15 protein-coding genes are annotated in these 15,974 nt (G+C 64.4%); 9 read left to right on the top strand and 6 right to left on the bottom strand.

The annotated features are described in order from the left end of the window. Nucleotides 1-9 precede the first annotated feature (9 nt). From MB818_RS02320 to MB818_RS02285, 8 genes are all read left to right on the top strand, one after another. Nucleotides 10-939: an SDR family NAD(P)-dependent oxidoreductase gene (locus MB818_RS02320; RefSeq protein ID WP_234136734.1), complete on the top strand. Its 930-nt coding sequence runs from the start codon at nt 10-12 to the stop codon at nt 937-939. 13 nt (nt 940-952) lie between these two features. Further along, a complete protein-coding gene (locus MB818_RS02315; protein WP_238903754.1) occupies nt 953-1,954 on the top strand; it encodes an NAD(P)H-dependent flavin oxidoreductase in 1,002 nt (333 codons plus the stop codon). 3 nt (nt 1,955-1,957) lie between these two features. Next, nucleotides 1,958-2,608, top strand: coding sequence for a histidine phosphatase family protein (locus MB818_RS02310; RefSeq protein WP_238903752.1), 651 nt, complete (start codon nt 1,958-1,960; stop codon nt 2,606-2,608). 10 nt (nt 2,609-2,618) lie between these two features. Beyond that, a complete protein-coding gene (locus MB818_RS02305) occupies nt 2,619-3,647 on the top strand; it encodes a phosphotransferase (RefSeq protein ID WP_238903750.1) in 1,029 nt (342 codons plus the stop codon). 17 nt (nt 3,648-3,664) lie between these two features. Next, a complete protein-coding gene (locus tag MB818_RS02300; protein ID WP_238904010.1) occupies nt 3,665-4,444 on the top strand; it encodes an IclR family transcriptional regulator in 780 nt (259 codons plus the stop codon). 105 nt (nt 4,445-4,549) lie between these two features. Beyond that, entirely contained in the window at nt 4,550-5,785 is a 1,236-nt protein-coding gene (locus MB818_RS02295) for a serine hydrolase domain-containing protein (RefSeq protein ID WP_238903748.1), read from the top strand. Continuing rightward, on the top strand, nt 5,776-7,737 hold the full coding sequence (locus tag MB818_RS02290; protein WP_439653267.1) for an acetoacetate--CoA ligase: 1,962 nt from the start codon (nt 5,776-5,778) through the stop codon (nt 7,735-7,737). The genes MB818_RS02295 and MB818_RS02290 overlap by 10 nt, the downstream gene beginning before the upstream one ends. A 16-nt stretch (nt 7,738-7,753) precedes the next feature. Continuing rightward, entirely contained in the window at nt 7,754-8,623 is an 870-nt protein-coding gene (locus MB818_RS02285) for an acyl-CoA thioesterase (RefSeq protein ID WP_234175728.1), read from the top strand. On the opposite strand, the gene MB818_RS02280 is transcribed toward MB818_RS02285, so the two are convergent. From MB818_RS02280 to MB818_RS02270, 3 genes are all read right to left on the bottom strand, one after another. Continuing rightward, nucleotides 8,620-9,390, bottom strand: coding sequence for an SDR family oxidoreductase (locus MB818_RS02280; RefSeq protein WP_238903746.1), 771 nt, complete (start codon nt 9,388-9,390; stop codon nt 8,620-8,622). The genes MB818_RS02285 and MB818_RS02280 overlap by 4 nt on opposite strands. A gap of 218 nt (nt 9,391-9,608) precedes the next feature. Then, the gene (locus MB818_RS02275) at nt 9,609-11,357 is read right to left on the bottom strand and encodes a SulP family inorganic anion transporter (protein ID WP_238903744.1); all 1,749 of its coding nucleotides are present in this window, start codon (nt 11,355-11,357) and stop codon (nt 9,609-9,611) included. A gap of 142 nt (nt 11,358-11,499) precedes the next feature. Then, entirely contained in the window at nt 11,500-12,726 is a 1,227-nt protein-coding gene (locus tag MB818_RS02270) for an acyl-CoA dehydrogenase (RefSeq protein ID WP_234136725.1), read from the bottom strand. A 98-nt stretch (nt 12,727-12,824) separates the two neighbouring features. Between MB818_RS02270 and MB818_RS02265 the strand changes: the two genes are divergently transcribed. Then, entirely contained in the window at nt 12,825-13,736 is a 912-nt protein-coding gene (locus tag MB818_RS02265; protein ID WP_234136724.1) for a LysR family transcriptional regulator, read from the top strand. A gap of 16 nt (nt 13,737-13,752) precedes the next feature. On the opposite strand, the gene phoB is transcribed toward MB818_RS02265, so the two are convergent. The 3 genes from phoB to pstB are packed head-to-tail and all read right to left on the bottom strand — an operon-like array spanning nt 13,753 to nt 15,974. Beyond that, nucleotides 13,753-14,442 (bottom strand): phosphate regulon transcriptional regulator PhoB, encoded by a 690-nt coding sequence (gene phoB / locus MB818_RS02260; RefSeq protein ID WP_234175733.1) that lies wholly within the window; start codon nt 14,440-14,442, stop codon nt 13,753-13,755. Between the two features lie 15 nt (nt 14,443-14,457). After that, a complete protein-coding gene (phoU, locus tag MB818_RS02255; protein WP_234144245.1) occupies nt 14,458-15,159 on the bottom strand; it encodes a phosphate signaling complex protein PhoU in 702 nt (233 codons plus the stop codon). A gap of 17 nt (nt 15,160-15,176) precedes the next feature. After that, on the bottom strand, nt 15,177-15,974 hold the full coding sequence (gene pstB / locus MB818_RS02250) for a phosphate ABC transporter ATP-binding protein PstB (protein ID WP_238903742.1): 798 nt from the start codon (nt 15,972-15,974) through the stop codon (nt 15,177-15,179).

Genomic DNA, 15,974 nt, shown 5'->3' with positions numbered 1-15,974 from the left:
GGGGCGGGGATGGACATTCGTTTCGACGGACGGGTGGCGATTGTCACCGGATCGGGCGCGGGTCTGGGCCGCGCCCATGCGCTGGGACTGGCCGCGCGCGGCGCCAGGGTGGTGATCAATGATCTGGGGGCGGCGACCGATGGCACCGGGGCCTCGTCCGACGCCGCGCAGGCGGTGGTCGAGGAGATCCGCGCCATGGGCGGAGAGGCCGTCGCGCACGGGGCCGATGTGGCGGACGAGGCGCAGGTGGCTGACATGGTTGCCCAGACCATGTCCCAATGGGGTCGCGTCGATATCGTGGTCAACAACGCCGGCATCCTGCGCGACAAGAGCTTTGCCAAGATGAGCATGGGCGATTTCCGCAAGGTGATCGACGTGCACCTGATCGGCAGCGCCAATGTGGCCCATGCCTGTTGGCCGATCATGCGCGAACAGGGCTATGGCCGGGTGGTCTTCACCTCCTCCGCTTCGGGGCTTTACGGCAATTTCGGGCAGGCCAACTATGGCGCGGCCAAGGCCGCCATGATGGGCTTGATGAACGTGCTGCATCTCGAAGGCGCGCGCGACAATATCCGCGTCAACTGTCTGGCGCCCACCGCCGCGACCCGGATGACCGAGGCGCTGATCCCCGAACAGGCGCTGGCGCTGCTGGCGCCCGAAACGATCACGCCTGGCCTTCTGTATCTGGTGAGCGAGGACGCGCCCTCGCGCGTGATCCTCTGCGCCGGGGCGGGCTGTTACGCGCAGACCCGTGTGTTCGAGACCGAGGGCATCCTGTTGGAAGGCAGCGTCAACACACCCGAAGAGATCGCCGCCCGTTTTGCATCGGTGCAGGATGAGGAGGGCAAGCGCGAGTTGACCGACGCGTTCAGCCAGACCCGCAAATACGCCCGCAAGGCGGCGGATGCGCGTGGCATCGACCTGCCCTGGGGAGCATGAGAAAGTGAAAGACATGACCTGGACCCGTGACGAAAGCCATCTGCCGCCTGCTCTGCGCGGCCTGCGCATACCGCTGATCGGCTCGCCGCTTTTCATCATCTCGGTGCCCGATCTGGTGATCGCGCAATGCAAGGCGGGGATCGTGGGGTCATTCCCGGCGCTCAACGCGCGCGAGGGCGAGGGTGAGCCGCCGCTGCTCGAGGCCTGGCTGAAACGCATCACCGAGGAACTGGACCGCCACAACCAGGACAACCCCGACCGCCCGGCGGCGCCCTTTGCGGTGAACCAGATCGTGCACCGCTCGAACGGGCGGCTGGAGCGGGATCTGGAGATCTGTACGCGTTGGAACGTGCCGATCTGGATCACCTCGCTGGGCGCCCGGGTCGAGGTGAACGAGGCCGCGCACAGTTGTGGCGGCGTGGTGCTGCATGACGTGATCAACAACACATTCGCCAAGAAGGCGATCGACAAGGGCGCTGACGGGCTGATCGCCGTGGCCGCAGGCGCCGGGGGCCATGCCGGCCAGCAATCGCCGCTGGCGCTCATCCGCGAAATCCGGTCGTGGTTCGACGGGCCACTGGCCCTGTCGGGCGCCATCGCCTGTGGCGAAAGCCTGCTGGCCGCCCGCGCCATGGGGGCCGATTTCGGCTATATGGGCTCGCCCTTCATCGCCACGAATGAGGCCAATGCGCAGCCCGAATACAAGCAGATGATCGTCGACAGCACCGCCGAGGATATCGTCTATTCCTCGCTCTTTACTGGCGTGCACGGCAATTACCTGAAGAAATCGGTGGAACGTGCCGGGATGGACCCCGACAACCTGCCCTCGGCCGATGCCAGCTCGATGAATTTCAGCCAGGGCTCCTCCAAGCCCAAGGCGTGGAAAGAGATCTGGGGGTCAGGCCAGGGCGTGGGTGACGTGCACCGGATCGAACCTGTGGCCGATCTGGTGGATCGGATCGACCGCGAATACCGCGCGGCGGGCGCGCGGCTTGCCGCCGAATTCACCGGTTGAGCCATGGCAGAACTGATCGTAATCCGCCATGCGCAGGCCTCGTTCGGGTCGGACAACTATGACCGGCTGAGCGAGCTGGGTCATCGGCAGTCAGCGCTGGTGGGTGCGGCGCTGCGAGAGATGGGCTGGGTGCCCGACCGGCTGGTCACCGGCACGCTGGCGCGACAGAAAGAGACCCTGCGCGGCATGGGGTTCACGGACGCGCCCGAGGAACACGCGGGCTGGAACGAATACGATTTCCACGACCTGTTGCGGGTGAAATTCGGCGGCACCATCCCCGATCTGGTGCAGCATGACCGCAAGACGCATTTCCGCACCCTGCGGGATGTCTTGCGCGAATGGCAGGGCGGCGGTGTGGCGGGCGCGCGCGAAAGCTGGGCCCAGTTCACCGCCCGGATCGAGGCGGCACGCCAGCAGGCTACCCGCGAGGGTGCCGAACGGGTGCTGGTGATCAGTTCGGGCGGGGCCATCGGGCAACTGACCGCCGCCGCGCTGAGCGCACCGTCCGAGCAGATGATCGCGCTGAACCTGCAAGTGAAGAACACCGCCATGTCGCGCTTCATCTTTACCCAGCGCGCCTTCTTTTTGCATGAATTCAACGCAACCCCGCATTTTGCCCAGCCGGCCCATGCGGACATGCTGAGCTATAGTTGAGGGACAGGATATGAGCGACACGACCCAAAGCCTCGACCTGAGCGCCGTTGATGCCTATCTGCGCGACCACCTGCCGGGCTATGCCGGGCCGCTGGAGGCCCGCAAATTCGACGTTGGCCAATCGAACCCGACGTTCCTGCTGAAGACACCTGCATGCAATTACGTGCTGCGGCGCAAGCCACCGGGGGTCTTGCTCAAATCCGCCCATGCGGTGGATCGCGAGTTCCGGGTGCAAAGCGCGCTGGCGGGCACGGATGTGCCGGTGCCGCGCATGTATCTGCTCTGCGAGGATGACACCGTGATCGGTTCGGCCTTTTACGTGATGGAGCATCTGGACGGGCGCAATTTCTACGAACCCACGATGGAGGGCGAGAGCAATGCCACCCGCACCGCCGTCATCGACGAGATGAACCGGGTGCTGGCGGCGCTGCATTCGGTCGATATCGACGCGGTCGGCCTGTCCGATTACGGCCCGCCGGGCAATTACTTCGAGCGCCAGCTCTCGCGCTGGACCAAGCAGTACCGGGCCTCGGAAACAGACACGATCCCTGACATGGACGCGCTGATCGAGGCGCTGGGGCAGGAGATGCCCGCGGATGACGGCCAGCGCACGCTGGTGCATGGCGATTACCGGATCGACAACATGATGTTCGAAAAGGACGGCACCCGCTGTCTGGGCGTGCTCGACTGGGAACTCTCGACCATCGGCCACCCCTATGCCGATCTGGCCGCCGTGATCATGCAATGGCAGATGCCGCCCGGTAAGGAAGGGCGCGGGCTGGCCGGGGTCGACCGTGCCGCGCTGGGTCTGCCCACGGATGCCGAGTTCGTCGCCGCCTATTGCGCGCGGCGCGGCATCGGCGGGATCGACCGTTTCGGCTTCTACCTTGCCTTCAACTTCTTCCGCATGGCGGCGATCATCCAGGGCGTCTACAAACGCGCGCTGGATGGCAATGCGTCAAACCCCGAACGCGCCCGGAGGCTGGGCCAGTATGTGGGCGTATTCGCGCAAAACGGGCTGAGGGCGCTGCGCGGGTGAGCGGGCAGGGCGGCGATATGGACGGGCTGGCCGAGGGCAAGGATCGCAACTTTGTCACCGCGCTGGCGCGGGGGCTGGACGTGCTGCGCAGCTTTCGCCCCGGCGAGGTGCTGCTGACCAATACCGACCTGTCCGAGCGGACCGGCCTGCCCAAACCCACCGTCTCGCGCCTGACCCATACGCTGTGCCAGCTGGGCTATCTGGTGCAGGACCGCCAAAGCGGCGCCTATCGGTTGGGCGTGGGCGTGCTGCAACTGGGCATGGGCGTGTTGGCGGGCATGGATATCTGTGACCGCGCGGCTGAGGTGCTGCGCGGCCTGCGCATGGGCGCAAACCCCTATATCACCGCCGCCCTGGGCGAGGTGCACCGGGCCGAGGTGATCTATGTAGCGGTGTCGCGCTCGCGCGAGAATGTCTCGCTCAGCATGCATGTGGGTTCGCGGCTGCCGCTCTTCCGCTCGGCCATCGGGCGGGCGATCCTGGTGGGGATGGAGGCGGAAGAGCGTGAGGCCGCCATCGCCACCGGACTGCGCGACCTGGGGGCGTCCGAGGCAGAGCTGCGCGCCCAGATCGACCGCGCCGTCGAGGAATACGCCGCGCGCGGCTATTGCACCGGATACGGCGACTGGCGCGCGGATGTGAACGGCATCGCGGTGCCGGTGCTGTCGCTGGGCGGTGCCCGGCTGCATGGGCTGAACCTGGGCGGGCCCAGTTTCCATGTCACCCCGGAAGAGTTGGAGCGCGTTTACGCGCCGCTCTTGATCGAAGCCGGGCGCAGCCTGGGCATGGTACCATGAGGGGGTGGCGCGCTCTCTCGACAAGGGTCCGTATTCCTACGTACTTTCCTTGGCGCGGGGGCCGGGTGACACTCTGTCAAGCCGCGACAGCAGGAGGATAGCGCGATGCCCGACCCCGGTTACAGGACACTCGACACCGGCCGGTTGGGCCGGATCGCGGGCTGGATGCAGGGCTATGTCGACCGGCGCCGCTATGCGGGCAGTTCGGTGCTGGTCAGTCAGGGTGGGCAAGAGGTGTTTTTCCACGCCGCCGGGCAGCGCAGCATCGAGCGACAGTTGCCCTTTACCCGTGACACGCTGGTGCGGATCTATTCGATGACCAAGCCTGTCACCTCGCTGGCGGTGATGATGCTGGCCGAACGAGGGCTGTTCCACCTCGATGCGCCGGTGTCGAGCTTTCTGCCGTCCTTCTCGGACATGCAGGCGCTGGTGCCCGGAGCAAGCGCTATCGACCAGACCGAACCGGCGCCCTCGCCAACGCTGCACCAGCTGCTGACCCATACGGCCGGGCTGAGCTATCCGTTCAATCCCGGCGTTCTGGCGCGCGCGATGGAGGAGCAGGATCTGCTGTTCAAACCGGGTCAGGGCGCTTTGGCCGACATGGCCGACAAGGTGGCGGCACTGCCACTTGCATTCCAGCCTGGAAGCCGTTGGGAATACTCGGTTTCCATCGACATTCTGGGGCGCGTGGTCGAGGTGGTCTCGGGCCGGACGCTGGCGCAGTTCTTCGAGGATGAAATTTTCGCCCCACTGGGGATGTCCGAGACCGGGTTCAGCGTGCCCGAGGGCGCGGGCGACCGTTTCGCCTCGCTCTATACGCCGCTTGCCGGGGATGCGATGGCGCTGAACGATGCCCATTCCGGCGGCGACACATTGCGGCTGTTCGACGAGGCGGGCAAATCGCCCTTCGAGACTGCCAGCATGTATTCCGGCGGCGGCGGTCTGGTCAGCACCATCGACGATTACCGCCGCTTTGCCGAGATGCTGCGCCGGGGTGGCGAGATCGACGGTCATCGCCTGATCGGCCCGGCGACGCTCGATTTCATGATGCGTAACCATCTGCCGGGCGATATCGCCTCGATGGGGCCGCAGAGCTTTGCCGAACAGCCGATGGAGGGGATGGGCTTTGGCCTGGGTGGTGCCGTGGTGCTGGACCCGGCCCGCGCCCGCACCCCCGGTTCGGTCGGCGATTTCAGCTGGGGCGGCATGGCCTCGACCTTTTTCTGGCTGGACCGCGTCAATGACATGACGGTGGTGTTCTTCACCCAATTGTCGCCCTCCAGCGCCTATCCCTCGCGGTCGGAACTCAAGGCGCTGATCCATGGAGCATTATGCGAATGACAGATCCCCGGCCCATTCTCTGGACCCCAAGCAAGGCCCGCGCCGAGCAAAGCCGCATGGCGGCGTTTCAGCGTTGGTTGGCAGAGGAGCGCGGGCTGGAATTTGACGACTACAATGCCCTCTGGGACTGGAGCGTTACGGATCTGGCTGGGTTCTGGAGCGCGATCCGCGATTTCGCGGGCCTGCCGTTTCAGGGGGGGGACGGTCGGGTGCTGGCCGAGCGGCGGATGCCTGGTGCGGTCTGGTTTCCCGGTGTCACCACCAATTTCGCCCGCCACATGCTGCGCCATGCCGAGAGCCGCCCCGAGTCACCCGCGCTGATCCTGCGCTCCGAGGGGTTCGGCCGCAAGGAGGTCACCTGGGCGCAACTGGCGCAACAGGTGGCCAATGTGGCCGCGCATCTGCGCGCCATGGGCGTGGGGCAGGGCGACCGGGTGGTCGCGATCCTGCCCAATACCGATAGTGCCGTGGTCGCATTCCTTGCCGCCGCCAGTATCGGCGCGATCTGGTCGCTGTGCGCCCCGGATATGGGTCATGTGGCGATCCTGGACCGGTTCCGCCAGATCGAGCCCAAGGTGCTGATCGCGCAGCACGGCTATGTTCACGCGGGGCGTATGATCGACCGGCGCCCGGTGCTGGAGGAGATCCGCGCGCATCTGCCCAGCCTGACCCACACGGTTCTGGTGCCGGTGATGGAGGATGTGGCGCCGGGGATGACCCCGTGGGACGAGATGACCCAAGGCTCGGCCACAGCGGAATTTGCCGATCTCCCCTTCGATCATCCGCTGTGGATCGTCTATTCCTCGGGCACCACCGGTAACCCGAAACCCATCGTACATGGTCATGGTGGTATCCTGCTGGAGGGCGCCAAACAGGCGCTGCATCAGGATCTGGGCGGTGACGATCGCTTCCTCTGGCTCACCTCGTCGGGCTGGATCATGTGGAATGCGCAGTTTGTCGCCACGGGGCAGGGTGCCACTGTGGTCCTCTTCGACGGGGCCGCCAACCACCCCGACATGCTGGCGGTCTGGCGTGTGGTGGCCGAAGAGCGGGTAACCAGTTTCGGCGTCGGCGCGGCTTATGTCACCCAATGCCTGAAATCCGGCATCCGCCCGGGCGACGTGCTGGATCTGTCGGCGCTCAAATCGCTGGGCACCACCGGATCACCGCTAACGGCCGAGGGCTATGACTGGGTCTATGATGCGGTGGACCCGGATATCTGGCTGGCGCCGATCTCGGGCGGGACAGACCTGTGCGGCGCCTTTGTCGGCGGCAACGTGATGCTGCCGGTGCGTGCAGGCGAGATGCAATGCCGCTATCTGGGCAACGCAGTGCGCAGCTTTGATCCTGAAGGCGCTGAGATCATTGGTGAAGTCGGCGAGCTTGTTTGCACCGAACCGCTCCCCTCGATGCCGCTTGGGTTCTGGGGCGACAGCGATGGCAGCCGCCTGCATGAAAGCTATTTCGACACCTATCCCGGTATCTGGCGGCATGGCGACTGGATCGAGATCACGCCCGAGGGTGGTTCGGTGATCTATGGCCGCTCGGACGCAACGATCAACCGCAAGGGGCTGCGGCTCGGCTCGTCCGAGATCTATCGCGCGGTCGAGGCGCTGCCCGAGGTGCTGGACAGCCTTGTGGTCGATCTGGAGTTTCTGGGCCGCGACAGTTTCATGCCGCTCTTCGTGGTGCCGGCGCCGGGGCAGGTGCTGGACGAGGCCCTGCGTGACCGCATCAACACGGCCATCCGCGAAACGCTGTCGCCACGCTTCATCCCCAACGACATCGTTCAGATCGCCGAGGTGCCGCGCACCCTGTCGGGAAAGAAGCTGGAAGTTCCCGTCAAGAAACTGCTACTGGGGGGCGACCCGGCGCAGGTGGTGAACCGGGACTCGATGGCGAACCCGGAAAGTTTCGATTTCTTCGTGACTTATGCCGCCGGGCGACGCTGACGCCGGAGGATGCGACATGACCGATGCGGAACGCCAGCTGCTCGACCTGCTCGATATCGAGCGGTTGGAAGTGGATCTGTTTCGTGGCACCGGATCGGGGGGCGAAACGCCGACCCGCATCTATGGAGGTCAGGTCATCGCACAGGCGCTGGCCGCTGCCTATCGCACGGTCGAGGGCCGGTTGTGCCATTCGCTGCACGCCTATTTCATTCGACCGGGCGACCCGTCGATTCCCGTTATCTATCAGGTGGATAGAGCGCGGGATGGAGGTTCTTTCACAACCCGTCGGGTGGTGGCCATTCAACATGGCCGCCAGATCCTGAACCTCTCGGCTTCGTTCCATGCGGGCGATGAAGGCTGGGACCATCAACACCCGATGCCGGATATTTCCGGCCCCGAAACCCATCCCACGCGGCAGGCTTTGCAAGAGCGCTTCATCGACCGTATCCCGCAGAAATACCGCGCCGAATTCACCCGCGCGCGCCCCATCGAAATCCGCGAGGTCGAGCCGCGCGACATGTTCGAGCCGATCCCGACCGACGACCGTCATTACCTGTGGTTCCGCATGGGTGCGGCAGCCGGGGCAGGGCCGGAAATGCAGCATCTGCTGCTCGCCTATGCCTCGGACATGGGGTTGCTGGGCTCGGGCCTGCGGCCGCACGGGCTCAGCTGGTATACGCGTCAGGTCAACGGGGCCAGCCTGGATCATGCCATGTGGTTTCACGCGCCGATCCGGTTCGAAAACTGGCATCTTTACGCGATGGACAGCCCCTGGACCGGTGCCGGGCGCAGTTTCAACCGGGGCAAGATCTATGCCGAAGACGGCACGCTGGTGGCCAGCGTGGCGCAGGAAGGGCTGATGCGGCGTCTGAAATCCGAAGGTTAAAGCTTGCCGCCGAATTGCCGGTTCAGCTTGCGCATGCCGCCCAGCCAACGGTCGTAATCCGCTGTTTTCATTCGGATATAGTCCAAAACCTGCGGATGCGGCAGCACTAGGAACTGCCCGGCGCGGATAGCCTGAACGCAAGCCTCGGCCACGTCTGAGGGTTCCAGCATTCCGTCCAGCGCCGCGACCGACTCCTCATGCCCACGCGTCATTTCCGAGCGGACCGCCTGCGGACACAGAACCGACACGCCGATCCCGTCATCGCCATAGGTCATCGCCAGCCACTCGGCCAGACCAACCGAGGCGTGCTTGGTCACCCCATAAGGTGCCGCACCAACCTGGTTCAACAGACCCGCTGCGGACGCGGTGTTCAGCAGATAGCCACCGCCGCGCGCGATCATGCGCGGCACCACATGGCGCGCTGCCCAGACCTGTGACATCACGTTGATATCCCAGATACGTTGCCAGTCCGCATCCGGCGTCTCGATCCCGCCGATGGTCAGGATACCGGCATTGGAACAGAACAGGTCGATGGGACCGATCCGAGTTTCTACATGCTCGATCAGGGCGGCGATATCGGCCTCGCGGCTCACATCACAGCGCAGGGCAACGCCACCAACCGATTGCGCGACGTCCTCGGCGCCTTGCAGGTTCAGGTCCGCGCAAACAACGCATTTCGCGCCCTCGGCGGCGAAGCGTTCGGCCAGGCCGCGCCCGATACCGCTGGCTGCACCGGTCACGACAACAATCCTGTCTTTCAGTTCCACGGCGGTCTCCCATGTTGCGCATTGGTCGAAGCGACGTCAGATCAGGGAGTTACGGGAGCACCCTCAGACATCGCCATTGTTTGAGAAGGCTTGGTTGCCCAAGATTTCCCTCAACGCTAGCGCAAGCGCGGGGCGGTGCCAATCCGGGCCAATAGCGTGACGTTCCGGCATCTGGGTGTACGTTTAATACACATAATACCGATTATAAGAAATACGTATCAAGCAGATTGGGTGTTCTTCGACCTGAGCGCAGCAAAGGCATCGTATTGCGACAGGAACACCCGCCCTGTCAGATCCTCAAGAAAATGACTGCGGGCCAGCCGGTCCATCACCGGGCCTTTGACCTCGGACAGATGCAGTTTGACTCCCAGATCGCCCAACCGCCTGTTGATCGCTTCAAGCGATTCCAGCGCGCTGAAATCGACCTCGTTCACCGCCGAACACATCAGGATCACATGGCGCAAAGTATCGCGGTCGCGCAGGACCCGGTTCAGGATCAGGTCCTCCATCCGGCGGGCATTGGCGAAATAGAGGCTCTCGTCTATGCGCAGCGTCACCACGCCGGGATCGGTTTCCACCTTGTGGCGCAGGATGTTACGGAAATGCTGGCTGCCGGGCACCTGCCCCACCTCGGCCACATGCGGGCGCGAGGTTTTCCAGACGAACAGCAGCAGCGAGATCAGTACGCCGCTGGCCACACCTATTTCAACACCCGCCAACAAAGTCAGCGCGATGGTGGCAAAGACGGCGGCGAAATCGGCGCGCGAATAGCCCCAGGCCCGAGACAGGATCGACAGATCGACCAGCGACAGCACCGCCACGATGATGGTGGCGGCCAGCGTCGCCTTGGGCAGGAAATACAAAAGCGGCGTGAGAAACAGCGCCGCGACCAGCAGGCCCACGGCGGTAAAGGCGCCGGCCGCAGGCGTTTCGGCCCCGGCATCGAAATTCACCACGGACCGCGCGAAACCTCCTGTCACCGGATAGCCCCCGGACAGCGAAGACGAGATATTGGCGGCCCCCAGCGCGATCAGTTCCTGATTTGGGTCTATGCGCTGTTTTCGTTTGGCGGCAAGGGTTTGCGCGACGGAAACGCTTTCGACATACCCGATGATCGAGAGGAGCGCGGCCGGGCCGATCAGTGCCGGTATGAGGCCCCAATCGACGCCAGACAGGCCTAGGGGTGGCAGGCCGGTGGGGACTTCGCCCACCACCGCCACGCCCAGAGAAGGCAGGTTCAGCGCCCAGGCCGCGAGCGTGGTGCCGATCACCGCAAAGATCGGCCCGACCCGTGCCAAAGTCGCGGCCAGCGGTTTCGCCAGACCCAGTTGCGCATGAAGAACTTGCGCCAGCCCCTTGCGAACCCAGAACAAAAAGGCAAGCGCGACAATCCCCGTCACCAGCGTTGCCAGATTGACCTGCCCCAGATGCCGCACCAGATCGAGAAAGATTTCGGGCAGCGTATGCCCATGCACCGGCACACCCAGGATATGCTTCAACTGGCTTGCCGCAATCAGCAGGCCCGAGGCGGTTATGAAACCCGCGATCACCGGATGGCTGAGGAAATTGGCCACGACACCCAGCCTGAGCGCACCCATCGCCAGCAGAATAGCGCCCGACAACAGCGCCAGCATCCCCGCAGCCGCCACGTATTCGGGAACGCTCGAAAGGTTCAACGGCGCCAGCGCCGAGGCGGTCATCAGCGAGATCACCGCCACCGGCCCCACCGCTAGCGCCCGGCTGGTACCAAACAGCGCATAGGCCACCAGAGGCAGGATCGAGGCGTATAGCCCCACCTCGGCCGGCAGACCCGCCAGCAACGCATAGGCCAGCGATTGCGGGATCAGCATCACGGTCACGATGATGGCGGCGATCAGGTCACCGCTCAACTCGTCCCGTCCATAACTGCGGCCCCAGTTCAGGATCGGCAGATAGGTCCGGGCCAGCCCGCGTATCCGTTGATTCATCCCTGTCCCCTGCCCGATGCGTGTCAGCAATACATATTCACGTTGCCTTATATGAAGGAAACACGGCGAATGTGAAGGGGGCGAGATGAAAAAAGCGCGAGGCCTGAGCCCCGCGCCCTTGATTTCAAAACCCGAGGGAGGGTCAGAAAAATGCCTGCAAACCGGTCTGTGCCCGGCCCAGGATCAGGGCGTGCACATCATGGGTGCCCTCATAGGTGTTCACCGTCTCCAGGTTCACCATGTGGCGGATCACCTGGAACTCCAGGCTGATGCCGTTGCCGCCATGCATGTCGCGGGCGTGGCGGGCGATTTCCAGCGCCTTGCCGCAGTTGTTGCGCTTGACGATCGAGATCATCTCGGGCGCGGCATTGGCCTCGTCCATCAGACGGCCGACGCGCAGGCTGGCTTGCAGGCCCAGCGCGATCTCGGTCTGCATATTGGCCAGTTTCAACTGGAACAGCTGGGTCTGGGCCAGCGGGCGGTTGAACTGTTTGCGGTCCAGACCGTATTGCCGCGCACCGTGCCAGCAGGCCTCGGCGGCGCCCATCACGCCCCAGCTGATGCCATAGCGGGCGCGGTTCAGACAGCCGAACGGGCCTTTCAGGCCCGAGACATGCGGCAACAGCGCCTCTTCGCCCACCTCGACACCGTCCATGACGATCTCGCCGGTGATCGAGGCGCGCAGCGACATCTTGTTCTCGATCTTGGGCGCGCTCAGCCCCTTCATGCCTTTTTCCAGCACAAAGCCGCGGATCTTGCCGTCATGCGCGTCCGACTTGGCCCAGACAACAAAAACATCGGCGATCGGCGCGTTCGAGATCCACATCTTGGTCCCGGTGAGCCGATACCCGCCCTCGGTCTTGACGGCGCGGGTCTTCATGCTGGCCGGGTCCGACCCTGCATCGGGTTCGGTCAGGCCAAAACAGCCGATCCATTCGCCGCTGGCGAGTTTCGGCAGGTATTTCATCCGCTGCTCTTCGCTGCCATAGGCATAGATCGGGTACATCACCAGCGAGCTTTGCACCGACATCATCGAGCGATAGCCGCTGTCGACCCGCTCGACCTCGCGCGCCACCAGGCCATAGGTCACATAGCCCGCGCCGATGCCGCCATATTGTTCAGGGATGGTGGTGCCCAGCAGGCCCATTTCACCCATCTCGCGAAAGATCTCGGGGTCGGTATGTTCGGTCTGGAAGGCTTGCGTGACGCGCGGTTGCAGCTTTTCCTGCGCATAGGCGCGGGCGGCGTCGGCGATCATGCGTTCGTCTTCGCTCAACTGGTCGGCCAGGCGGAACGGATCCTCCCAGTCGAAACCGCCCAGATCGGGCTTGTCCTTGTCACGCAGGGCGGGCTTGGCGGCGATATCCATCGGAAAAACTCCTGAAATCCTGATTGGCCGCAAGATATCTTTCCCGAACCGCAAAATACAGCAAGACTTTTGCGGGTTTTCATGAGTAAAACGCATACATGCTGACCTCACGCAAGTTCTTTCCGTCGATCTCCTCGCTGCGCGCGCTCGAAGCGCTGGACCGGCTCGGCTCGGCCTCGGCTGTGGCTGAGGAACTGGCGCTGACGCAAAGCGCGGTCAGCCGTCAGTTGCAGACGCTCGAAGGGCAGATGGGGGTGGAGTTGATCCGGCGCGACCGCAAGCGGCTGTCGCTGACACCGGCGGCGCAGGATTACGTGACCGAGATCCGCGAGGCGTTGAACCGGATTGCTCAAGCCTCTCTCAGGCTACAGGTGGCACCGGCGGGCGGCACCGTCAATCTGGCGATCCTGCCCACGTTCGGGATGCGCTGGCTGATGCCGCGCCTGCCCGAGTTCTCGCGCCTGCATCCGGATATCACCATCAACATGACCACCCGGCTGCGCCCGTTCAACTTTGCCACAGAACCCTTTGATGCTGCGCTTCATTTTGGTGAACCGGACTGGCCAGGTACCGACCGGCTGCTGCTCAAGTCCGAGCGGGTGCTGCCTGTCTGTGCGCCCGGCCTTCTGCCACATGGCGCGCCGAAATCACCCGGCGACCTGCTGCGCCTGCCGCTGTTGCACATTCAGACCCGCCCGCGCGCCTGGCAGGATTGGTTCGCGCAGATGGGGGTCGCCTGCCCCGAAACGCTGCCCGGTACGCTTTACGACCAGTTCGCCACCATCGGACAGGCGGCGCTGCACGGGCTGGGGGTGGCGCTTTTGCCGAATTACGTGGTCGAACAGGATCTGGCCACCGGGCGCCTGGTTGCCGCCTATCCCGACGCGGTCGAAACCCTGGGCGCCTATTACCTGGTCTGGCCGCGCGCGCGCGGCAACGACCCGTCGCTGCGCGCCTTTCGCCACTGGCTGGCGGCGCAGGCCGAGCCCGAGGAGGGCTTGCCGCGCTAAGCGCGCCCTGCCCGCCTCAGCCCAGCGCGTAACCCGCGCCGCGCACCGTGCGCACCGGATCGTCTCCGCCATGCTGGGTCAGCGCCTTGCGCAGCCGCCCGATATGCACGTCGACCGTGCGGGTATCGACATAGATGTCGCGCCCCCAGACCCGGTCCAGCAGTTGTTCGCGGCTCCAGACCCGGCCCGGTTTCTCCATGAAGGTCGACAGCAGCCGAAACTCGGTCGGGCCCAGCTTCAGCGGCTGGTCCGAGCGGCTGACCTTGTGGGTTTCGGCATCCAGAACGATATCCTCGTATTCCAGCCTGAGGCCCACGGTCGAGGGGCGGACCCGGCGCAGCTGGCTGCGCACGCGGGCCATCAGCTCGACCACCGAATAGGGTTTGACCACGTAATCGTCGGCCCCGGTTTCCAGCCCGCGCACCTTGTCCACCTCCTCGCTGCGTGCCGACAGCATGATGATGGGGATGCTGCGGGTTTCGGGCCGGGTCTTGAGCCGCCGACAGACCTCGATGCCGCTCAGGTTCGGCATCATCCAGTCCAGCACGATGATATCGGGCGTGTCTTCGTCCACCAGCAGCATCGCCTCTTCGCCATTCTCGGCGCGGATCACGCGAAACCCCTCGGCCTCGAGATTATAGGCCAGCACCTCGCGCTGGGCCATTTCATCCTCGACCACCAGAACGCTGGGTTGATCGGCTGACATCTGTCCCGTGCCTCCCTATGCGGTGGTCGAGGTCACATCGCCCTTGGGGCGCATCTCGTCGGGGCGGTTGCCGGTGACGAGATAGACGACCTGCTCGGCGATCGAGGTGACATGGTCGCCCATGCGCTCGACATTCTTGGCGATGAAATGCAGGTGCATGCAGGGGGTGATGTTGCGCGGGTCCTCGGCCATGAAGGTCAGGAACTGGCGGAACAGCGCGTTATACATCTGGTCCACCTCATGGTCGCGCTCGATCACATCCGCGCCCAGTTCGGCGTCGCGCTGGATATAGGCGTCCAGCGCATCCTTGAGCATCAGTTCGACCTCGCGCGCCATCCGGCGCAGGGCCGCGGCGCTGTCGCCCACCTGCGGCTGATCGACCAGCACCGTGGTCCGCTTGGCGATGTTCTTGGCATAATCCCCGATCCGCTCCAGGTTCGAGGCGATTTTGAGCACCGTCAGCACCAGCCGCAGGTCGCCCGCCGTGGGCGCGCGCAGCGCGATCAGGCGCGCGGTTTCCTGGTTGATCAGCTCTTCGAGCGCGTCGATGGCCTTGTCGCCCGCGCGCACCTCGTTTGCCAGTTCCGCGTCGCGGGTTTCCAGCGAGCGGGCCGAGGCCATGATCGCCGCCTCGACCAGGCCGCCCATCTTCATGATATGGGCCTGGATCGCCTCCAGATCCCGGTCATAGACCGAGGTGATATGCTGTTGAGCCATGTGTCCTGCTCCTGTTCTCAGCCGATCCGGCCGGTGATATAGCTTTCGGTCCGGGGGTCGTCGGGATTGGTGAAGATCTGACCGGTTTCGCCGAATTCCACCAATTGGCCGAGGTGGAAAAAGGCGGTTTTCTGGCTGACCCGCGCGGCCTGCTGCATCGAGTGGGTGACGATCACCACCGAATAGTTCTGCCGCAGCTCGTCGATCAGTTCCTCGACCTGGGCGGTGGCGATGGGGTCGAGCGCCGAACAGGGCTCGTCCATCAGCAGCACCTCGGGTTCGGTGGCGATGGCGCGGGCGATGCACAGGCGCTGTTGCTGGCCGCCCGACAGGCCGGTGCCCGGCGCGTCCAGCCGGTCCTTGACCTCGTCCCAGATGGCGCCGCGACGCAGCGCCTTTTCGACGATCTCGTCCATCTCGGCCCGGTTGCGGGCCAGACCGTGGATGCGCGGGCCATAGGCCACGTTGTCATAGATCGACTTGGGGAACGGGTTGGGTTTCTGAAACACCATGCCGACCTTGGCGCGCAACTGCACCGGATCGACCCGCTTGTCATAGATATCCTCGCCGTCCAGCATGAACGAGCCCTCGACCCGCGCCCCGGCGATGGTGTCGTTCATCCGGTTCAGACAGCGCAGGAAAGTCGACTTGCCGCAGCCCGAGGGACCGATAAAGGCGGTCACGGTCTTGTCCTCGATATCGACATTCACGTTCTTGATGGCGTGGGTGTCGCCGTAATAGACGTGGCAGTCCCGGCACTCCATCTTGGTTTGCTTGATTTCCACGGCTCTCTCCACTCGGGACATATCGTTCAT

The organism is Ruegeria alba, from assembly GCF_022321465.1.
GTDB classification, from domain to species: domain Bacteria; phylum Pseudomonadota; class Alphaproteobacteria; order Rhodobacterales; family Rhodobacteraceae; genus Ruegeria_B; species Ruegeria_B alba.
The sequence above is the reverse complement of the archived record's forward strand: the minus strand, read 5'-3'. Positions and strand labels throughout refer to the sequence as shown.